The sequence below is a fragment of the Ruminococcus hominis genome (genome assembly GCF_014287355.1).
Lineage (GTDB): Bacteria > Bacillota > Clostridia > Lachnospirales > Lachnospiraceae > Schaedlerella > Schaedlerella hominis.
The window spans coordinates 1,507,500-1,529,221 of record NZ_JACOPE010000001.1 but is presented as its reverse complement, the minus strand read 5'-3'; the positions used below and the strand labels follow the sequence as shown (position 1 = coordinate 1,529,221).

The 21,722-nt window shown below is 36.9% G+C and carries 16 protein-coding genes; 2 read left to right on the top strand and 14 right to left on the bottom strand.

Annotation, left to right across the window (positions count from 1 at the left end):
- Positions 1-3: 3 nt before the first annotated feature.
- On the bottom strand, positions 4-1,497 hold the full coding sequence (locus tag H8S40_RS06765; protein ID WP_186864899.1) for an NAD(P)H-hydrate dehydratase: 1,494 nt from the start codon (positions 1,495-1,497) through the stop codon (positions 4-6).
- Positions 1,498-1,690: 193 nt separating this feature from the next.
- Positions 1,691-2,338: a redox-sensing transcriptional repressor Rex gene (locus H8S40_RS06760; protein WP_117988989.1), complete on the bottom strand. Its 648-nt coding sequence runs from the start codon at positions 2,336-2,338 to the stop codon at positions 1,691-1,693.
- 226 nt (positions 2,339-2,564) lie between these two features.
- On the opposite strand from H8S40_RS06760, the gene abc-f reads away from it, so the two are divergent.
- Positions 2,565-4,514, top strand: coding sequence for a ribosomal protection-like ABC-F family protein (gene abc-f, locus H8S40_RS06755; protein ID WP_118736974.1), 1,950 nt, complete (start codon positions 2,565-2,567; stop codon positions 4,512-4,514).
- 182 nt (positions 4,515-4,696) lie between these two features.
- Here abc-f and H8S40_RS06750 read toward each other — a convergent pair whose 3' ends face one another.
- The 11 genes from H8S40_RS06750 to H8S40_RS06700 form a co-directional block, all read right to left on the bottom strand.
- Entirely contained in the window at positions 4,697-5,893 is a 1,197-nt protein-coding gene (locus tag H8S40_RS06750) for an NADP-dependent isocitrate dehydrogenase (RefSeq protein WP_118723689.1), read from the bottom strand.
- Positions 5,894-5,945: 52 nt separating this feature from the next.
- Entirely contained in the window at positions 5,946-6,614 is a 669-nt protein-coding gene (locus H8S40_RS06745) for a GntR family transcriptional regulator (protein ID WP_022075121.1), read from the bottom strand.
- A 21-nt stretch (positions 6,615-6,635) separates the two neighbouring features.
- Positions 6,636-8,003, bottom strand: coding sequence for a hydroxymethylglutaryl-CoA lyase-like TIM-barrel protein (locus tag H8S40_RS06740; RefSeq protein ID WP_494545941.1), 1,368 nt, complete (start codon positions 8,001-8,003; stop codon positions 6,636-6,638).
- A gap of 275 nt (positions 8,004-8,278) precedes the next feature.
- Positions 8,279-9,445, bottom strand: coding sequence for a phosphoglycerate dehydrogenase (locus H8S40_RS06735; RefSeq protein WP_186864897.1), 1,167 nt, complete (start codon positions 9,443-9,445; stop codon positions 8,279-8,281).
- A 1-nt stretch (position 9,446) separates the two neighbouring features.
- Positions 9,447-10,529 carry a 3-phosphoserine/phosphohydroxythreonine transaminase gene (gene serC / locus H8S40_RS06730; protein WP_186864896.1) on the bottom strand — a complete coding sequence of 361 codons (1,083 nt, stop codon included), beginning with the start codon at positions 10,527-10,529 and terminating at the stop codon, positions 9,447-9,449.
- A gap of 30 nt (positions 10,530-10,559) precedes the next feature.
- Entirely contained in the window at positions 10,560-12,233 is a 1,674-nt protein-coding gene (gene ilvB, locus H8S40_RS06725) for a biosynthetic-type acetolactate synthase large subunit (RefSeq protein WP_186864895.1), read from the bottom strand.
- 13 nt (positions 12,234-12,246) lie between these two features.
- Positions 12,247-13,920 carry a dihydroxy-acid dehydratase gene (gene ilvD, locus H8S40_RS06720; protein ID WP_022075116.1) on the bottom strand — a complete coding sequence of 558 codons (1,674 nt, stop codon included), beginning with the start codon at positions 13,918-13,920 and terminating at the stop codon, positions 12,247-12,249.
- A 32-nt stretch (positions 13,921-13,952) separates the two neighbouring features.
- A complete protein-coding gene (gene leuB / locus H8S40_RS06715; protein ID WP_186864894.1) occupies positions 13,953-15,041 on the bottom strand; it encodes a 3-isopropylmalate dehydrogenase in 1,089 nt (362 codons plus the stop codon).
- A gap of 227 nt (positions 15,042-15,268) precedes the next feature.
- Complete coding sequence (yajC, locus tag H8S40_RS06710; RefSeq protein WP_117988980.1) at positions 15,269-15,553, bottom strand: preprotein translocase subunit YajC; 285 nt, start codon at positions 15,551-15,553, stop codon at positions 15,269-15,271.
- Positions 15,554-15,661: 108 nt separating this feature from the next.
- Positions 15,662-16,795, bottom strand: a complete 1,134-nt coding sequence (gene tgt, locus H8S40_RS06705; RefSeq protein ID WP_186864893.1) for a tRNA guanosine(34) transglycosylase Tgt — start codon at positions 16,793-16,795, stop codon at positions 15,662-15,664.
- Positions 16,796-16,912: 117 nt separating this feature from the next.
- Positions 16,913-18,649: a L,D-transpeptidase family protein gene (locus H8S40_RS06700; protein ID WP_186864892.1), complete on the bottom strand. Its 1,737-nt coding sequence runs from the start codon at positions 18,647-18,649 to the stop codon at positions 16,913-16,915.
- A 210-nt stretch (positions 18,650-18,859) separates the two neighbouring features.
- Here H8S40_RS06700 and aroC point away from each other — a divergent pair, with 210 nt between their 5' ends.
- On the top strand, positions 18,860-19,960 hold the full coding sequence (gene aroC, locus H8S40_RS06695) for a chorismate synthase (RefSeq protein WP_186864891.1): 1,101 nt from the start codon (positions 18,860-18,862) through the stop codon (positions 19,958-19,960).
- A gap of 75 nt (positions 19,961-20,035) precedes the next feature.
- On the opposite strand, the gene H8S40_RS06690 is transcribed toward aroC, so the two are convergent.
- Complete coding sequence (locus H8S40_RS06690) at positions 20,036-21,706, bottom strand: nucleoside kinase (protein WP_186864890.1); 1,671 nt, start codon at positions 21,704-21,706, stop codon at positions 20,036-20,038.
- Between the last annotated feature and the right edge of the window lie 16 nt (positions 21,707-21,722).

The window sequence follows — 21,722 nt, the reverse complement described above, 5'->3', positions numbered from 1 at the left end:
ATGTTACTGTTCTACCTGCTTTAGTACATCTTTTATTCCTGAAATCAAATCTTCTGCCAGTACACTGTAAACGCCACAGCTTTTTTTTGCATAATCTCCTCCGTTTGCATGAAGATACACTCCTGACACAACACTATCATACAAATTCATATGTTGTGCTGTAAGCCCTGTGATCACTCCAGCAAGAACATCTCCCGAACCTGCTTTTGCCATCGCACTATTTCCTGCAGTATTTACAAATAAAGGATGATTCTCTTTTGCTACAAGCGTACGAGCGTCTTTCAACGCACAAACAACAGGATACCGTTTCACAAAATCAGTCAATATATTCATACGATCTGCATTTAATTTTGCGACCGAGCACTTTAAAAGTCTCGTCATTTCCTTCATGTGTGGAGTTAATGCTATCGGAAATGTACTTTCTTCAAGCAATTCCATCTTTTCAGATAAAAGATTGATTCCATCTGCATCAATAATACATGGGACTTTACAGAATTGAAATACCCCTTGTAATAATTTATCTGCTGTTTTTTCCTGGCCAAGTCCACATCCAATACATACAACATCTGCCCAATTTAATAATTGTTTCAATTCTTCTTCAGAATATTCTGTATAAGTGGAGATAATTGCTTCTGGCAGCAGTTGTTGAAGAATGCTTCTATTTTCTTTGGCAGTATATATCTGAACAAGCCCTGCTCCGCTTACATATGCTGCTTTTGCACTTAAATATGCTGCTCCGGCCATTCCCTTGCTTCCGGTAATCATAAGCACTTTCCCATATGTTCCTTTATGTGAATTTGCCACACGTTTCGGCAGACATGTGCAAAGATCATCTTGTTCCAGTGTATAACATATTTCTATATTATTTTGATAAAGTTCTGTATTGATACCGATTGATTTTACAACTACTTCTCCTGCAAAATCTTTTCCCGGATACAGAACAGTTCCTAGTTTCTCACATTGTACAGAAACCGTCAAGTCCGCTTTAAACGCTATACCTAAAATTTTTCCGTCCAAAGAATTGACTCCCGAGGGTATATCTACCGCAACTTTATATCCTTTCATTGCATTTAAACACTCTATCACAGAAGCATATTTACCGCTTATCTCCCGGCAAAGTCCAACGCCAAAAATCGCATCTACGATCACACCATACTCTTCATCAGGAATTTCTGTCTCTATCGATATCCCAATATTTTTACAAATACAATATTGTTGTTTACATTCATCGCTCATTGACTCTGTTTTTCCAACAAATGCAATTCCTACGGAATAATTCTCATCATGTAACAATCTTGCGATTGCAAATCCGTCTCCTCCATTATTTCCGGAGCCACAAACTATCAGTATCTTTTTATTCTTCTGAACTTTCGATTTTATAACCTCAGCAATTCCCAATGCAGCTCTCTCCATTAGCACCAGAGATGGAATTCCTATTTCATGAATCGTGTGTGCGTCAGCTTTTTGCATCCAATTTCCAGTAGGCAAATATCTCATTTTTACTCATCCTTTCTCAAAGCACGAAATAAAATAATTTTCTCCAAACTATGAGAAACACGCTTCGCGAGTTTCTCAAGTTATCGCGGCAGTCGCCAAGGTCTCGTGCAAGCACGGACTTTGGCTCGTTGCTCGCGTAAATACAAATAACGTGCAAAAGCATTAAACAACCCTTTTGCACGTTATGATACTTCTAATCTTCCCCGTGTTCTTCTTTGTATCGGGTAATATTATAGGACAACTTCATCAAGCTATCAGATAAATGGACACTTTCTACAATCACATCTTTCGGAAGATTCAAATCTGTATGTGCAAAATTCCAAATTGCTTTAATACCATTACGTACCAGAATATCAGATACTTCAACCGCTTTTGTTTTTGGAATTGTGAGTGCCGCAATATCAATATTTTCTTCCTGAAGAACTGTCTCTAATTCATCCATCATTCGAATTGGAATGTCTCTGATCACTTTTCCTTTCAATTCAGGATTCACATCAAAGATTCCCTTTAAAATAAATCCGTTTCTTGCAAAAGATGCATAATTTGCAAGTGCCTGTCCTAAATTACCTGCTCCTATGATTACCATATTGTGACTCTGGTCCAATCCCAGTATCTTGCCAATCTCCGTGCGAAGATACTTTACATTATAACCATATCCTTGTTGGCCAAATCCACCAAAATTATTCAAATCCTGGCGAATCTGTGATGCTGTTACATGCATTTTTTTACTTAAATCACTTGATGATATTCTTTCTACTCCGGCTTCATTGAGTTCACCAAGATATCTGTAATATCTTGGAAGTCTCCCAATAACAGCTTTTGATATTCCTCTTGACTCCACACTTATCGTCCTCCAAATATAAACTATATCTATTATAAAGTTTTATTTTAACAAAGTCAAACTTTTGACATACTTTTTTTGTATTTTATCTAAAATTTTTTTATATTTCGTCGGTTTTCACACTATTTTATCTGAATTTTTTTGTGAAACCTAAATTCTTTAGTTGTATTTTATCTAAATTTCGATATAATGAATACGATATGCTTAAATATAGGAGGATGTATATATGATACTTGCATGTCATAATCTAAATAAATCTTTCGGGGAACGCATCATTGTAAAAGATGGTTCTTTCCATATTGAAGATAGAGAAAAGGTTGCTTTTGTCGGTGTGAATGGTGCCGGAAAATCAACAATTTTAAAAATGATCATTGGCGAAGAGCCAACAGACAGCGGGAATATTGTTCTTACAAAAGGGAAAACAATTGGTTATCTTGCACAGCAGCAAAATCTAATCAGTGGAAATAGTATTTACGAAGAATTAAAAACTGCAAAAGCAGACATTATAAAACTTGAAGAACAAATTCGTACGATTGAACACGAATTAAAGGGCTTATCCGGTGATGAATTACAGACTCGCTTGAATACTTACAACCGTCTGATGTCTGAATTTGAATCCAAGAACGGATATGCATATGAAAGTGAAATCATAGGGGTGTTAAAAGGACTTGGTTTTCAGGAAAATGAGTTTTCAAAGGAAGCCAGCACGCTATCAGGTGGACAAAAAACGCGTGTTTCCTTAGGCAAACTTCTGTTAACAAAACCAGATATCCTATTATTAGATGAGCCGACCAACCATTTGGACTTAAATTCTATATCCTGGTTAGAAACATATCTGTTAAATTACCCGGGAGCTGTATTCATCGTATCACATGACCGTTTCTTCTTAAACAGAGTCGTAACTAAGGTTGTTGAAATAGATCAAGGGCATCTTCGTATGTATAATGGTAATTATAAAGATTACGCCGAAAAAAAACGTCAGTTACGCGATGCACAGATGAAAGAATATTTAAATCAACAAAGAGAAATCAAACACCAAGAGGCAGTAATTGAAAAATTAAAATCTTTTAATCGAGAAAAATCTATCAAGCGTGCTGAAAGCCGCGAAAAAATGCTTGACAAAATAGAACGTATTGACAAACCGATGGATTCCACACAGGAAATGCATTTTGAGCTGAATCCATCTTGTATCAGTGGTAATGATGTTTTAACAGTTGAACATTTAACAAAAAGATTTGAGACGCAAACCCTGTTTTCCGATATTTCATTTGAAATCAAACGTGGTGAGCATGTTGCAATCATCGGAGATAACGGAACCGGAAAAACAACTTTATTAAAAATTTTAAATCAGGTATTAGATGCCGATGAAGGTGCTTTTACTTTAGGTTCTAAGGTAAAGATTGGATACTATGATCAGGAGCACCACGTACTTCATGATAATAAGACTATTTTTGAAGAAATTTCCGATGACTATCCATCACTAACAAATACTCAGATTCGAAACACTTTAGCTGCTTTTCAGTTTACTGCAGACGATGTGTTTAAACTCATCCGTGATTTAAGCGGTGGTGAAAAAGGTCGTGTTTCGCTTGCAAAATTAATGCTCTCCGAAGCAAACTTTTTGATTCTTGATGAGCCCACAAACCATTTGGATATCACTTCAAAGGAAATTCTTGAGCAGGCCTTAAACGATTATACCGGAACAATCTTATATGTTTCTCATGACCGTTATTTTATTAATCAGACTGCTTCACGTATTTTGGAATTGGTAAACCAGACATTTGTAAATTACATTGGAAACTATGACTATTATCTTGAGAAAAAAGAGGAATTAACTGCAAAATATGCTCCTGTTTCTCCGGAAACTTCTGTCAATTCAAAAGTTACTAATCCAAACACTTTTTCTGAATCTCAGGAGCCTTTTGGTCAAAAGTTAAGTTGGCAAGAGCAGAAAGAAGCACAGGCTCGTGAGCGAAAGCGTAAAAATGATTTAAAAAAGACAGAAGAACGAATTGCTGTTTTAGAAACACGAAATCAGGAAATTGATGAATTGATGACACAAGAAGATATTTATTCTAATTCTGTAAAATGTCAGGAACTCGCTATTGAAAAATCTTCAAATGAAGAAGAATTAGAAACCCTTTATGAACAATGGGCTGATTTAGCCGAAGAATAGATATATTTCAGAACAAAGAATGTGCTTTGCACATTCTTGCGCCTGCGGCGGTCGCTTGCGACACCTACATTGTACGCCGCAGTGCGCATCCTTAGCGGAGCGATTTTTATATATTAGGAAAGCACTTTCCTAATATATAAAAAAGACACCCTCTCACCTTAGATTGGGTGTCTTTCATATATTTATAATCTTTTTGCAATTGCTTTAATAAATTCTTCACTATTGAGAACTGTTGGATTTTCTATTGTAGTAATAAGTGCAAGATCTTTTGTCATCTCTCCTGCTTCAATTGTATCAATTGTTGCCTTGTCAAGACGATCTGCAAATTCCATTAATTCTGCATTTCCATCCATCTCACCACGTTTTCTAAGTGCTCCTGTCCATGCAAAAATAGTTGCTACAGAGTTTGTAGATGTCTCTTCACCCTTCAGATGTTTGTAGTAGTGGCGCTGTACTGTACCATGAGCTGCTTCATATTCATAGTATCCATCTGGAGAAACAAGTACAGATGTCATCATTGCAAGGGAACCAAATGCAGAAGAAACCATATCACTCATAACATCTCCATCATAGTTCTTACATGCCCAGATATAACCACCTTCTGATTTCATTACGCGTGCAACTGCATCATCAATCAGTGTATAGAAATACTCAATTCCAGCTTCTTTAAATTTTCCATCGTACTCAGCGTCATAAATTTCCTGGAAAATATCTTTAAATGTATGGTCATATTTCTTAGAAATTGTATCTTTTGTCGCAAACCATAAATCTTGTTTTGTATCTAATGCGTAGTTGAAACAGCTTCTTGCAAAACTTTCGATAGAGGAATTAATATTGTGCATACCCTGTACAATACCCGGTCCGTCAAACTCATGTACGAGTTCTTTTGTCTGTGTTCCGTCTTCTGCTGTATAAACCAATTCTACTTTTCCGGCAGCAGGAATTTTCATTTCAGATCCCTTATATACATCTCCATATGCATGTCTTGCAATTGTGATTGGTTTTTTCCAATTTTTTACACAAGGTTCGATTCCTTTCACAACGATTGGTGCACGAAAAACAGTTCCATCCAAAATTGCACGAATTGTTCCATTTGGGCTCTTCCACATTTCTTTAAGATCGTATTCATCCATACGAGCTGCGTTCGGAGTAATTGTCGCACATTTTACAGCAACCTTATATTTTTTTGTCGCAATTGCCGAATCAATCGTTACCTGATCATTTGTTTCATTTCTATGTTCCAGACCCAAATCATAATATTCTGTATTCAGTTCAATAAATGGTTCCAACAAATTCTCTTTGATCATCTTCCAGAGAATTCTTGTCATTTCATCTCCATCCATTTCAACGATAGGTGTTGCCATTTTGATTTTTGCCATTTTTTCGTCCTCCTATGTTTTCTTTTTTCAAACATTTTATTTTGAACTAGCACTATTCTGTTTCGTCATATCCTTGTTTTTTTAAATTCTGAATCACATGCATAATATGTTCATTTGCCAACTGCTCAGCTAAATCTGTATCTTTATCTTTAATCGCACGTAAAATCTGTTTATGTTCTCGAATTGATTTTCTGGCACGTTCCTCAGAAATAACTGAAGACTTTCTGGCGCGCTGTACAAATTTGTGAAAATCAATCATCGTACGACTTAATATTCTGCTTCCGCTTGCCTCATAAAGCACTGTATGGAATCTTCCATCTAATACGGTCACCTGCTCTGCATTACTTCCTCCTTCTTTCTTTGTATGAAATTCAGAAAGTAATACAATCTCTTCTAATTCATCCAATTGCTCTTCTGTAATATTTTCTGTTGCCCAACGTGCACACAACCCTTCCAACATAGAGCGTATTGCATAAATATCCATTACATCTTTCGTTGAAATTCCTGTCACATACGCACCTTTGTTTGGAACAATCGTAACAAGTCCTTCTAATTCTAATTGTCTTAGTGCTTCACGTACCGGTGTACGACTAACCCCAAGTTCTTTGCCGATGGTATTTTCTCTTAATTCATCATGCTCCTGATATTTTCCTTTTATAATATCTTCTCGGATCTTCTGGAATACACGACTGCTTAAGGAATGATCCTGATAGTCTTCCATTCTTATTTGTTGCCTCCCAAGTTACAATGTAATATGTAATTCCTCACATATACTATCTATTTTGTCAACTAATTCCTCATCTGTCAAGACCGTAACTCGACCTTCTTCATATTGTTTGTCAACCCATGATTTTAATGTTGTTACAAGCATAGATGTTTTGTCGACCTGTCTCTCTTTTGGCAATTTATAATAAGCATTGATCCAATACACAATCCCAGCTATTCCGGAAGTATTTGATACAGAAACCAACGCAGGTCTTCCTAAAAATTTATCTGTATCAAATATGTTATAAATTTCTTCGTTTTTCAACATTCCATCTGCATGGATTCCGGCTCTTGTTACATTGAAGTTCTTTCCTACAAACGGTGTTCTTGATGGAACTTTATACCCAATTTCTTTTTCATAGTAATCAGCCAATTCTGTTATCACTCTTGTATCCATACCATCTAATGTACCGCGTAATTGTGCATATTCGAAGACCATTGCTTCCAATGGGGTGTTTCCTGTACGTTCTCCAATCCCAAACAAGGAACAGTTTACTCCTGATGCTCCGTAAAGCCATGCAGTAGTTGAATTATTAACTGCTTTATAGAAATCATTATGTCCATGGAACTCGATCAACTCACTTGGAACACCAGCATGTACCATCAATCCATAAATAATTCCTGGAATAGATCGTGGGATTACTGCACCCGGGAAATTCACTCCATATCCCATTGTATCGCACACACGAATCTTAACTGGAATCTGATATTCTTCCATCAGTTTCATCAATTCTAAACAGAAAGGAATAACAAAACCATAAATGTCAGATCTTGTAATATCTTCCAAATGACATCTCGGACGCACTCCTGTTTCCATACATTCACGCACAACTGATAAATAATGTTCCATTGCTTCACGTCGTGTCATTTTTAATTTATAAAAAATATGATAATCTGAACAACTTACCAAAATTCCTGTTTCTTTCAAGCCGATATCTTTAACCAATTGAAAATCTTTTTTGCTTGCACGGATCCAACTTGTAACTTCTGGAAATTTATATCCTTTTTCAAGACATTTGTAAACTGCATCACGGTCTTTTTTACTGTAAAGGAAAAATTCACTTTGACGAATCTTTCCCTGCGGTCCACCTAAACGATGAAAATAATCATAAATTGTTACAATCTGTTCTGTTGTATAAGGAGCCCTCGATTGCTGTCCGTCACGAAATGTAGTATCTGTAATCCAGATTTCTTCCGGCATATGATGAGGAACAATACGATCATTAAATGCAATCTTAGGAATCTCATCATAATGAAATAAATTGCGGAATACATTTGGTGTTTCCACATCCACGAGCGGATACATATGTTCTTCTAGTTCCAAAAGATTTGTCTGCTTATTCATAAATACTTTTCTATTTTCCATTTGTGCTTTCCTCCAATTCATAAATCATTTACGCCATTACAGTTTCATCAAGACGCAACTTTTGTTGTATTCTGATGGAGCCGTAATGTGTTTACTTTTCGATGCAAGTATTCTTGTATATTTACATTCTTGTATAATTGTATACAACCATACAACATTTGTCAACACTTTAATGCATAAAAAAGCAGAAGTATAACATCGTCTAAGTACCCCGTTATACTTCTGCCTATAATTTTATTCTTATTAAGTTGATATTATTTAATCACTCTAACCTTCAAAACACCTTCGATAACATTCAATTTTTCTTCCAATTCCTGCGTTACTTCTGCTTCAACATCAATCATAACATATGCATACTCTTTTCTACTCTTGTTAGTCATCTGAGAAATATTCATATTTTCCTGTGCAAGCAATGCTGTGAACTGACCTAACATGTTTGGAATATTTTTATGAAGAATAGTAATGCGGTGTCCACTCTCTTCTTTTGTTCCCATATTACAATCTGGATAATTTACAGAATGAGTAATATTTCCATTTTCCAGATAATCACGTAATTCTTTTGCTGCCATAACAGCACAATTATCTTCTGATTCCTCTGTAGATGCTCCAAGATGCGGAATTACAATTGCTCCTTTTACTCCTGCAATTTCCGGAATTGGAAAATCTGTTACATAACGTCTCACTTTTCCTTCTTCCAACGCTTCAACCATTGCTCCTGTATCTACCAGGACATCTCTTGCAAAATTCAATACAACAACATTTTCTTTCATCAACTGAATAGCATCACGATTAATCATCCCTTTTGTGCTATCTAAGGCCGGAACATGGATTGTAATATAATCGCATTCTTTATATATTTCATCCACTGTCTTCGCATGATGAATATTTCTTGAAAGCTTCCATGCAGAATCTACGGAAACATATGGATCATACCCATACACGTCCATTCCAAGATGTACTGCTGCATTGGCAACCAATACCCCAATTGCTCCAAGACCAATCACACCAAGTTTCTTACCCTGTATCTCTGTTCCTGCAAATGCTTTTTTTGCCTTTTCAGCTGCTTTTGCTAAATCCGCATCTGCTTCATGCTCTTTTACCCAGTCAATTCCACCGATAACATCTCTGGATGCAAGCAACATACCTGCAATCACAAGCTCTTTTACACCATTTGCGTTTGCACCTGGTGTATTGAAAACAACAATACCTTTTTCTGCACACTTATCTAATGGAATATTATTCACTCCAGCACCTGCACGTGCAATAGCTTTTAAGGATGTTGAAAACTCCATATCATGCATTGCTGCGCTACGGACTAAAATTGCATCCGCATTATCAACTGCATCTGTTTTCTGATAAGCTTCATTGAAAATATCCAAACCAATCTGTGCGATTGGATTTAAGCAATGATAATTATACATCTTATAAGTTCTCCTCCTCAAATTTTTTCATAAATGCAACGAGTGCTTCAACACCTTCATATGGCATTGCATTATAAATGCTGGCACGCATACCACCAACTGTTCTATGTCCTTTCAGGTTTTCAAGTCCAGCTGCTTTTGCTTCTTTTACAAATTTGGCATCTAATTCTTCATTTCCTGTTACAAAAGGAACATTCATCAAGGAGCGGTCTTCTTTAACAACTGTTCCCTTAAATAACTGACTCTGATCCAGAAAATCATAAAGTAATTTTGCTTTCTTTTCATTTCTTTCTTTCATTGCTTCAAGTCCACCCATTTTCTTGAGCCATTTGAATACTTTACCACAAATATAAATGCCATATGCCGGCGGTGTATTATACAAAGATTTTGCATCTGCCTGTGTTTTGTATTTCAACATTGTAGGTGTACCCGGAAATACATCGTCACGAATCAGGTCTTCACGAATAATAACGATAACTGTTCCGGCCGGTCCGATATTTTTCTGAACTCCACCATAAATAACACCATATTTTGTCACATCAACAGGTTCAGACAAAAAGCAAGAAGAAACATCCGCTACTAAAATCTTTCCTTTTGTATTTGGAAGCTCCTTATACTTTGTTCCATAGATTGTATTATTTTCACAGATATATACATAATCCGCATTATCATCAATCGGAAGATCCGAGCAATCCGGTATATAAGAAAATACTTTATCCTCAGATGAAGCAATTCTGTTTACCTTTCCATATTTTTCTGCTTCCTGTGCTGCTTTTTTTGCCCATTGTCCTGTAATGATGTAATCTGCCACACCATTTTTCATCAGATTCATTGGAATTGCAGCAAATTGCTGTGAAGCTCCACCCTGCAGGAATAACACTTTATAATTATCCGGAATTTCCATCAAATCTCGCAGGTCTGCTTCTGCTTCTGTAATGATTTCTTCAAATGGTTTCGAGCGATGGCTCATCTCCATAACGGACATTCCTGTTCCCTTGTAATCCATCATTTCATCTGCTGCTGCCTGAAGCACTTCCTCTGGAAGCACAGCCGGTCCGGCTGAAAAGTTATACACTCTGCTCATTTTTTGTTCCTCCTATTTCTGCTTTCATTTCTATTTCATATCATCTTCGTCAAATACATCACTGATTGCTTTTCCTGGTGCAACCATCGGCCATACCTTATCATCACAGTCAATCTGACAATCAATCAATACTGGTACATTTGCTTTTAATGCCTCTTCAAAAGCTGAATTGAATTCTTCTCTTGATGTTGCACAAATTCCTTTTGCGCCCATCGCTTCTGCTAATTTTACAAAGTCAACGCTATCATTTAACACTGTTGCCGAGTAACGCTCTTCATAAAATAAATTCTGCCACTGACGAACCATACCCAAAACATGATTATTAATAACTACCTCAATAATTGGGATCTGATGTCTTACTGCTGTAGCAATTTCATTCATGTTCATACGGAAACATCCATCCCCGGCAATATTTATAACAGTCTTGTCTGGACATCCCACCTTGGCTCCTAATGACGCGCCAAGACCATATCCCATTGTTCCTAAGCCACCTGATGTAAGAAGCGTTCTAGGCTCGCTGTATTTATAATACTGGGCTGCCCACATCTGATGCTGTCCTACTTCTGTTGTAATGATTGCCTCCCCATTTGTCTGGCGATAAATTTCTTCTATTATAAATGGTCCTGTCAGTCCGGCTTCATGATATTTTAACGGATACTTTTGCTTATAATCTTTGATTTTTTCAATCCACTCCGTATGGGATTGCTGTTTTAATTTGCTATTTATTTTACTTAATACTTCTGCAATATCTCCTACAACTCCTGCTGTAATCAATACATTTTTATTCATCTCTGCAGGATCGATATCAATCTGAAGAATTTTTGCATTTTTTGCAAATTTTGCCGTGTTTCCTGTCACACGATCTGAAAAACGGGCCCCGATTACAACCAATAAATCGCATTCACTCACACCGTAATTTGATGCTTTTGTTCCATGCATTCCAAGCATTCCTGTATAACGTTCATCAGTTCCTGGAAACGCTCCTTTTCCCATTAATGAATCTGTAACCGGTGCATCCACCAAATTTACAAATTGCATCAATTCTTGGTTAGCATTAGAGATCACTGTTCCGCCACCTACAAAAATAAATGGTTTTTCAGACTTTTCTATCATTGAAACTGCCAAATCGATATCTTCTTCTTTAATTTCTACATTGGATTTTTTAGTCATTATAGGCTCTGTTTTTATGTATTCTGCTTTCTCTGCCGTAACATCTTTTGGAATATCGATCAACACTGGTCCCGGTCTGCCACTTCTTGCAATATCAAAAGCTTTACGAATGGTGTCTGCCAAATCATTTACATCTTTTACAATATAATTATGCTTTGTAATCGGCATTGTAATACCAGTAATGTCTATTTCCTGAAAACTGTCCTTACCAAGCAACGATACCCCTACATTACATGTAATAGCCACTAATGGTACGGAATCCATATAAGCAGTTGCGATTCCTGTTACCAGATTGGTAGCCCCAGGTCCGCTGGTAGCCAGACACACTCCAACTTTCCCCGTAGCTCTTGCATATCCATCTGCTGCATGCGAAGCACCTTGTTCATGCGATGTTAAGATATGACGTATTTCTGAACGATGTTTATATAATGCATCATACACATTAAGAATTGCTCCTCCCGGATAACCAAATACAGTGTCTACGCCTTGTTCTTTTAAACATTCAATTACTATTTCTGATCCTGTCAACTGCACCCTAAGGCACCTCCTAATTGTTTTTTGGCACTTCCAAAATTGCTCCTCGGTTTCCAGATGTAACCATAGATGCATACCTTGCAAGATAACCTGTTTTCACTTTTGGTTCTCTTGGAACCCATTTTGATTTTCTTTCAGCAAGTTCTTCTTCCGATACATCAAGCTGAATAGAAAGCTCTGGGATATTGATTTTGATAATATCTCCTTCTTCTACCAACGCTATTGGTCCGCCAACTGCTGCTTCCGGAGAAACATGTCCGATAGAAGCACCTCTGGAAGCACCACTGAAACGACCATCTGTGATCAGTGCTACTGAGGAACCCAACCCCATTCCTGCAATTGCAGATGTAGGGTTCAACATTTCACGCATTCCCGGGCCACCCTTTGGACCTTCATAGCGAATCACAACAACATCCCCAGCTTTAATTTTACCTCCTTTAATTGCTGCGATAGCATCATCTTCACAATCAAATACTCTTGCCGGCCCCTCATGTACCAACATTTCATCAACAACGGCTGAACGTTTCACAACACTTCCATCCGGTGCAAGATTGCCTTTTAAAACTGCTAAACCTCCTGTTGGAGTATATGGATTATCAATCGGGCGTATAACTTCCGGATTTCTATTTACTGCTCCGGCAATATTCTCTCCAACCGTTTTTCCTGTGACTGTTAAACAATCTGTATGAAGAAGTCCTTTTTTATTTAATTCATTCATCACAGCAGGAACACCGCCTGCTTCATTCAAGTCTTCCATATATGTCGGACCTGCCGGTGCAAGATGACAAAGATTTGGTGTTTTCTCGCTGATTCCATTTGCAAAATCAATCTCAAAATCCATTCCAATCTCATGCGCGATTGCAGGAATATGAAGCATACTATTTGTAGAGCAGCCCAACGCCATATCTACTGTCAATGCATTCAAAATTGCATCCTCTGTCATAATATCTCTTGGTCGGATATTATTTCTCACAAGCTCCATTACCTGCATTCCTGCATGTTTTGCAAGCTGAATTCTTGCAGAATAAACCGCTGGGATTGTTCCATTTCCAGGAAGCCCCATACCAAGAACTTCTGTTAGACAGTTCATACTGTTTGCTGTATACATTCCTGAACATGATCCGCATGTCGGACAAACTTTATTTTCAAATTCACAGACATCTTCTTCTGTCATCTTACCTGCTGCATAAGAACCGACTGCTTCGAACATACTTGACAAACTTCTTTTTTCGCCCTTTACATGACCTGCGAGCATTGGTCCTCCACTTACAAAAATAGTAGGAATATTTACTCTTGCAGCTGCCATAAGTAATCCCGGCACGTTTTTATCACAGTTTGGAATCATAACCAAACCATCAAACTGGTGTGCCATTGCAAGTGCTTCTGTCGAATCTGCTATCAAATCTCTTGTTACCAGAGAATATTTCATACCGATATGTCCCATAGCAATTCCGTCGCACACTGCAATTGCAGGAACCATAATTGGCGTACCGCCAGCCATTGCAACTCCTAATTTTACGGCTTCTGTAATCTTATCCAGATTCATATGTCCCGGAACAATCTCATTATAAGAACTTACAACTCCAATCAATGGGCGTTCTAATTCTTCCTTCGTTAATCCAAGTGCGTTAAACAAAGAACGATGTGGTGCCTGCTGCATACCTTTCGTTACTGTATCACTTCTCATGACAATTCATCCTCTCTTTTTATGACTTTTATCTATTTTGTAATATATGAACAGATTTTATTTCCCATTTCTGCTGTTCCAATCTGTACTTTTCCTTCTGACATAATATCTATTGTACGATATCCGTCTTTCAATACGTTCTCTACAGCATTTTCAATAGCATCCGCTTCCTGGTCCAGGTCAAATGAAAAACGAAGCATCATTGCTGCTGAAAGAATCGTTGCGATTGGATTGGCAATTCCTTTCCCTGCAATATCCGGTGCTGATCCGCCACTTGGTTCATACATTCCAAATTTTGTTTCATTCAGACTTGCTGAGGCAAGCATTCCGATGGAACCAGTCATCATACTCGCTTCATCCGAAAGAATATCTCCAAACATATTCTCTGTTAAAATAACATCAAACTGGCGTGGGTTTTTCACAAGCTGCATCGCACAATTATCTACAAGCATGTGTTCTAAAGTTACTTCCGGATAGTCTTTTGCAACTTCTTCTACAACTTTACGCCACAATCTGGATGAATCCAACACATTTGCCTTATCTACACTCGTAACTTTTTTACGACGTTTCATCGCAATGTCAAAACCACGCTTTGCAATACGTCGGATTTCATCTTCTGTATATGTCAGAGAATCTGTCGCTGTTAAAACACCATTTTTCTCTTCCGTCGAACGTTCTCCAAAATACAAACCACCAGTCAGCTCACGCATGATCATCATATCAAAGCCGCCCTCTGTAATTTCTTCTTTTAAAGGACAGGCTCCTTTTAATTCGTCATATAACACCGCCGGTCTTAAATTTGCAAACAGATTCAATGCTTTTCTAATCTTCAGCAACCCCGCTTCCGGTCTTTTAGATGGTTCTAGTTTATACCAAGGTGACGTCTTAGCATCTCCGCCTATAGATCCAAGTAATACTGCATCACTATTCTTTGCAAGTTCAATTGTCTCATCCGTCAATGGAACTCCGTATGTGTCAATCGATGCTCCTCCCATTAAAAGTTGTGTATAGTCAAATTCATGTCCGTATACAACACCGACTTTATCTAACACTTTCATTGCTTCATTTACAACTTCCGGCCCGATACCGTCTCCTTTAATCACACCAATTTTCAGTTTCATAATGTTTCACCCTTCCATAAATAAAATGGTTTATCCGTTTGTCACAGATTATATATTCTACATTTAATTGCTCGAATGTACTTATAATAACGTATTTTTGCTTTCGTTTCAACCCTTTAATTCGTAAAAGTGTTGCATAATTATAAAAAAGAAGCAATAAAAAGTGAATATTCGATAAATTTCTGCAACAAAAAAGGATGAAAAGTTTAACTTTTCACCCCTTTAACTTATGCTTCTGTAGATGTTCCTGGCTTCTCAAGCTGTGCAATTGCAGCTTTCTGCATTGGAATACGGCAGTTTTTATTGTTACCGAATTCTACAATCACATCCTCTTCTGAGATATCAATAATAACACCATAAAAACCACTTGTTGTTAAAACTGTATCTCCGACTTCCATTGTTGAAAGCATTGCCTGAATTCTCTTCTGTTCTTTTTTCTGAGGTCTCATAAGTAAGAACCACATTGCACCAAGAATTACAACATAAATTAAAATAATTCCAATTCCTTGCATGATATATCCTCCTATATTAAAAAGCAATACTATTACTATACACATAAATCAACTATTCTTCAAGTTAATTTTTGTTTTTTCTTTGCCTTTTTATAATTTTTTATATTTTTAGTCTAATGGTTGTGACATATTATCTAATTTGCGCTTTTTGTATGCCTGATACTCTCCTGCATCAATAGCATCTCTTATTTCTTCCATCATTGTGTTATAAAAATACAAATTATGTAATACACAAAGACGCATACCTAGCATTTCTTTTGCTTTCAAAAGATGACGAATATATGCCCTGCTATAGCTTCTGCATGCCGGACACTGACAACCTTCTTCTATCGGACGATTGTCAAGTTCAAATTTCGCATTAAACAAATTCAACTTGCCATGATTCGTATAAACATGTCCATGACGTCCATTACGGCTTGGATATACACAGTCAAAGAAATCAACACCCCTGTCAACTGCTTCTAATATATTAGCCGGTGTTCCAACTCCCATCAAATATGTTGGTTTATTTTCAGGCAATACCGGAACAACTGCATCTAAAATGCGATACATTTCTTCGTGGCTTTCACCCACTGCCAGACCGCCTACCGCATATCCCGGTAAATCCAGTTTTGAAATCTGTTTTGCGTGTTCAACTCGAATATCTTCGTATACTCCGCCTTGGTTTATCCCAAACAGTAACTGTTGCTTATTGATTGTATCCGGCAATGAATTTAACCTCTCCATTTCATCCTTGCATCGTTTCAACCAGCGTGTTGTACGTGCAACCGAATTTTCCATATATCTACGATCTGCAACACTCGATGGACACTCGTCAAACGCCATTGCTATAGTAGATGCAAGATTTGACTGGATCTGCATACTCTGCTCAGGTCCCATGAAAATTTTACGTCCGTCGATATGAGAATGGAAATGCACACCCTCTTCTTTAATCTTTCTTAAATCAGCCAGAGAAAACACTTGAAATCCGCCTGAATCTGTCAAAATCGGTTTGTCCCAGTTCATAAACTGATGTAAACCACCTAATTTCTTTACAACTTCATCTCCCGGACGTACATGCAGATGATATGTATTAGATAACTCTACTTGTGTTTTTATCTGACGTAAATCATCTGTAGAAACTGCACCTTTAATTGCTGCTGCTGTTCCAACATTCATAAATACGGGTGTTTCGATTGTTCCATGCACTGTATGAAAACGACCACGTTTTGCTTTCCCATCTTTTCTTAATAACTCGTACATAATTTCCTCTTTCTATAATAGGACAGCTGTTTTCAAAGAAGCTGTCCTATTTTGCTTTTTTTTATATAATTCCAATTCAAGTCGAACGTGTAATACAACTTTAAATGTATAAGTTCTCTAATTATGAACAATTACCGGAGTCCCCACTGATATTACATTATATAGTGCTGCTGCCATATCAAGCGGCATGTTAATACATCCGTGTGAACCTGCTCCATCTCGATAGAGTGTTCCTCCAAAAGCAGGCTGCCATATCGCATCATGAAAACCAATACCGCTCCATGTAACACGCATCCAATATGATACCGGTGTCTGATAAATTGGCTTTCCGGTAACCGGATTATCTTCTCCGATCAAGGTTTTATTTAAAGATTTCTCCAAAATATCATATACTCCCAAGGTTGTTTCTTTTTCCGGAATCGGCTCCCCGGTAACGACATCTGTCTCCAACACAACGGAGCCCCCTGAAATATACCACATATGCTGTGCTGAAATATCTACTTCTGCATAAGTATCACCCCAGTCTTGTGCACTATGTGATGCTGCAGTCTGATAATATGCCGGCTCTTTTGTAACAACTTCTCCGTTCTTAATACTGTTTGTCAATGCTGTAAATTCAGTATCTTCATCAATTGACCAGCCATATGTTCCACCAGAAACTTCTACCGTTTTTCCTGTAGGCGTCGTAATTGTTCTGGTAGTTCCTACGGTATCATACTTATCTCCAAATGCTGTTAACCAATCTCTGACTGCATTCTCATCAAAAGAAACTTTCATATCATCATCTACTGTTACCCAGCTATTAATAACAGATTTATCAACAACTACATTCTCTGTCATTGTATATGTAATACTTGCCTGTAAGTACTTATTCATCTCATCACAAGCAGCTTTTACCTCTTTTGAATCAGAAGTATAAACAGGTTTCTTATAGCACCCTTCTTTTTCCATATCAAGCTCTGATTTAAACTCTGTAATATATTGATTGATCTTTTCATTCAATACGTCCTGGTCTACTGCAGTACCTTTTACTTCCGGCTCAATTACAAATTGGTTTCCATCAAATTTAGGATATGCTGATTTAGGTTCTATTTGTTCTCTCGTCACTGTTTGCAGATTTTGAATCTCTTGTTGCAATTTACTTTCATCATACGAAACCTCCAGTTTAATATGACAAGATTTCTTAGAAAAAATACCTGCTGGCCATAAAAAAGCATTCTGGTCTTTAATTGCAGCTTCGGCTTCATCGGATGCTTTATACTCCAGATCAATCGTATCTCCATCAATAATATCTACTGCCTGTTCCATCTCCAACACTGTTAAACTGTAATTTTTCACTTGATCTTTCATATATTTTTCAACATCTGCTGCTGTTTTCATAGAAAAATCATGACCGTTAATCTCTGTATTTATATAATAATGCGACATAAAGAAAAACGATATTCCTAAATAAACAATTGCAACCACACCTGCTATTGATCCCAGTGTTATCCACAATACTTTTTTCCCTTTTTTATTTTTTTTCTTATCTGTCTTATCATCCAAATTTATAATCTCACTTGTGAAATCATCTTGAGATGTAAACAAATCTTCATTTTCTGATTCATCATATTCCTCTATATTGTCTACCCCTCCAGGAACTTCTTCATCCTGAGCATCTGCTTCTGTAAAATCATTCTCCTCGATTTCTGCACTTTCATCGACCTCTTCAAATGCATCATCCTCAGTTCCCAAGTCCTCGTCTACTTCTTCAAATGTATCATCCTCAGCTTCTAGGAATTTATCTGTTTCTTTAAAATCAGTATTGTTGATTTGCTTTTCTTTATTACCTTTAGTTATCTTTCTTTGTTTCATGTTGTATCTCCCCTTTTATAAATCAACATCTAGGCTCAATTATATTATGAATTCTTGCAATTGTACAGTAAAATCTTAAGGTTTTATCAAAATTCAAATTTTCTTAAAAATTTCACCCCAATTAGTAATTGCATGTTCATTTTTCTTCTTATATAATAAGCTATATGTTTTTTAATGAAATATTACACAAACATAAGGAGGAGATTTTAAATGAGTGGCTCAATATATGGACGTTTATTTCAAGTTTCTACCTGGGGTGAATCTCATGGTGCAGCAATCGGTGTTGTAATCGATGGATGCCCTGCCGGACTGAAACTTCAAGAATCTGATATACAGGCTTTCCTAAATCGCAGAAAGCCAGGACAAAGCAAATACACAACTATGAGACAGGAAACAGACCAGGTTGAAATATTGTCAGGCATATTTGAAGGATATACAACCGGGACGCCGATTTCTTTAATGGTACGTAATCAAGACCAGCGTTCTCGTGATTACAGTAATATTGCATCTGTATATCGCCCGGGACACGCTGATTATACATTCACACAGAAATATGGCTTTCGCGATTATCGCGGTGGAGGACGTTCTTCCGGAAGAGAGACTATTGGCCGTGTTGCTGCCGGTGCTGTAGCATCTGCCTTACTAAATGAACTTGGTATACATATTTGCACTTATGCAAAATCTATCGGTCCTATCTGTGTTGATGAATCAGACTATCATTACAATGAAATTAATGAAAACAAATTATATATGCCTAATAATGAGATTGCCAAACACGCCTCTGAATATCTTGATAAGATGCTTGAAAATTCAGATTCTGCCGGTGGTATTATTGAATGTCGCGTTGAGGGACTTCCTGTTGGAATCGGCGAACCTGTTTTTGATAAACTGGATTCCTGCCTTGCACAAGCAATATTCTCTATTGGTGCCGTAAAGGCTTTTGAAATTGGAGACGGATTTCATGTTGCAGAATTAAATGGAAGCACAAATAATGATGCTTTTTATGTGAAAGATAACGAAATCCATAAAAAAACCAATCATTCTGGTGGTGTATTAGGCGGTATGAGTGATGGGGATACTTTAATTTTCCGCACTGCTATAAAACCTACTCCTTCTATTGCACAACCGCAACAGACGGTCACCGAGGACAAGAAAAATACCGAATTAGTTATCAAAGGAAGACATGACCCAATCATTGTTCCTCGAGCTGTTGTTGTAGTAGAATCCATGGCTGCTATAACAATTGCAGATTTACTTTTGCAAAACATGCATAGCCGCCTGGATGGAATCAAAAAATTTTACGATTGCTAAACAACTATATTTAATACCAAAAACGAGTCCAGGTAATTTTCTCAATAAAAAAATTACTTAGACTCGTTTTTTGATTTATACGCGGAAACAACCGCCGCCGATAAATTCTCTCAACAATGAATTCGTCGGAACATTTTCATTGCTTATTCCTATAAAATAATCGAAAAACTTTAATAATCTTTTCGCTTCAATATATTCAGGAGCATGTTTATCAACTCCAAACAATAATGGTTCTACATATTGCTTAAGCACGGCTAATTCATACACAAGGGACGAATTGAACATCACATCTGCTTCTTCCTGAAATGGGAAAATATTTTCCTCTTCTCCTTTTCTGACTGAATTCCACATTGCAATTGTTTTAGTGGCCGATGTTCCACGTGTTTCAGCATCTCTTACAATACGACGTATTAATCTTCCGTCTGTTGATGGAATACGATTGTGTTCATCTATATTCAACTGTGTAAGTGCACTAATATAAATTTTAAATTTATTGTTATTATTCAGATTTTCTGTTAATTTTGGATTTAGACAGTGGATTCCTTCTATTACTAAAATATCATTCTCACCTAATTGTTTCGGTATTGTTGAATAGTTACGCATTCCTGTCTTAAAATCAAAAATTGGAAGATATACTTTTTCTCCATTTAAAAGTGCTGTCATATCTTCATTAAACTTTTTTACATCAATTGCTTCTAAGCATTCAAAATTATAATTACCATCTTTATCTTTTGGAGTATTTTCACGATTTACAAAATAATTGTCAACTGCAATCGGATGCGGTGTAAGTCCGTTCACTTTAAGTTGAATGGACAGACGATGGGAAAATGTCGTCTTTCCAGAAGACGATGGACCTGCGATCAGCACAAACTTTATTTCTGGATGTTCTGCAATCTGCTCTGCGATTTCTCCGATTTTACGTTCCTGATAAGCTTCCTGAACAAGTACGATTTCACGCATATCATGCTTTGTAATCATATCATTTAAAGCCCCAACTGTATCAATCCCCTGTAAATCTCCCCATTCAATAGACTCATTCTGAACTTTAAATAACTTTTCACGAGGTTCAAATTCAGGAACACATATAGGGTCACTCATGGTTGGAAATTGAATCACAAAGCCTTTTCCATATAAATGAAGTGAAAAATTTTTTAAATATCCTGTATCTGGTACCATATATCCATAATAATAATCTTCAAACTCATTAATACTATAGATGTTCACTGTAGATACTCTACGATATTCAAACAACTGTTCCTTATCATACATTTTATGTTTATGAAACAGTTCTATCGCTTTTGAAGTCGGTATCGACTTCTTTTCTATTTGAATCTTCTGCTCTGCCATCTCACGCATTCGAGCATCAACACGACTTAAAAACTCAGCATTAACCGTAATTTCACCATCTACTGTACAATAATATCCTTTACTTACAGAAAAATGTATTCGAACACGCTCAACCTTATCATGTCCGCCTATATCATGAACCGCTTTTACAAGTAGAAAACACATGCTTCGTCTATAAGTTTCAAACCCGGCCTTATCTGCAGTTGTAATAAAGCTTAGTTTTATGTCTCCCTCCACTGCTTTATTCAGCTCTTGCAAGCGATTATCTTCTATAACAGCCAGTACAATTTGATGGTCATAATACTTTTGAAAATCCCGTGCTATTGTCTGATATTTTGTGCCTTCCTTGTATTCAACAATTTTATCATCAACTGTTACTTTACACATTCTTTCTTCCATCTTGCACTCACCTTTC

Coding starts and splice junctions, on each gene's coding strand:
- leuB (WP_186864894.1), bottom strand. CDS start 15,041: ATGAAACTGAAAATTGGTGTGATTAAAGGAGACGGTATCGGGCCGGAA.
- H8S40_RS06690 (WP_186864890.1), bottom strand. CDS start 21,706: ATGGAAGAAAGAATGTGTAAAGTAACAGTTGATGATAAAATTGTTGAA.
- H8S40_RS06735 (WP_186864897.1), bottom strand. CDS start 9,445: ATGTATAATTATCATTGCTTAAATCCAATCGCACAGATTGGTTTGGAT.
- yajC (WP_117988980.1), bottom strand. CDS start 15,553: ATGCAAGGAATTGGAATTATTTTAATTTATGTTGTAATTCTTGGTGCA.
- abc-f (WP_118736974.1), top strand. CDS start 2,565: ATGATACTTGCATGTCATAATCTAAATAAATCTTTCGGGGAACGCATC.
- serC (WP_186864896.1), bottom strand. CDS start 10,529: ATGAGCAGAGTGTATAACTTTTCAGCCGGACCGGCTGTGCTTCCAGAG.
- H8S40_RS06745 (WP_022075121.1), bottom strand. CDS start 6,614: ATGGAAGACTATCAGGATCATTCCTTAAGCAGTCGTGTATTCCAGAAG.
- H8S40_RS06765 (WP_186864899.1), bottom strand. CDS start 1,497: ATGAGATATTTGCCTACTGGAAATTGGATGCAAAAAGCTGACGCACAC.
- H8S40_RS06740 (WP_494545941.1), bottom strand. CDS start 8,003: ATGAATAAGCAGACAAATCTTTTGGAACTAGAAGAACATATGTATCCG.
- H8S40_RS06750 (WP_118723689.1), bottom strand. CDS start 5,893: ATGGCAAAAATCAAAATGGCAACACCTATCGTTGAAATGGATGGAGAT.
- H8S40_RS06700 (WP_186864892.1), bottom strand. CDS start 18,649: ATGAAACAAAGAAAGATAACTAAAGGTAATAAAGAAAAGCAAATCAAC.
- aroC (WP_186864891.1), top strand. CDS start 18,860: ATGAGTGGCTCAATATATGGACGTTTATTTCAAGTTTCTACCTGGGGT.
- ilvD (WP_022075116.1), bottom strand. CDS start 13,920: ATGAGAAGTGATACAGTAACGAAAGGTATGCAGCAGGCACCACATCGT.
- tgt (WP_186864893.1), bottom strand. CDS start 16,795: ATGTACGAGTTATTAAGAAAAGATGGGAAAGCAAAACGTGGTCGTTTT.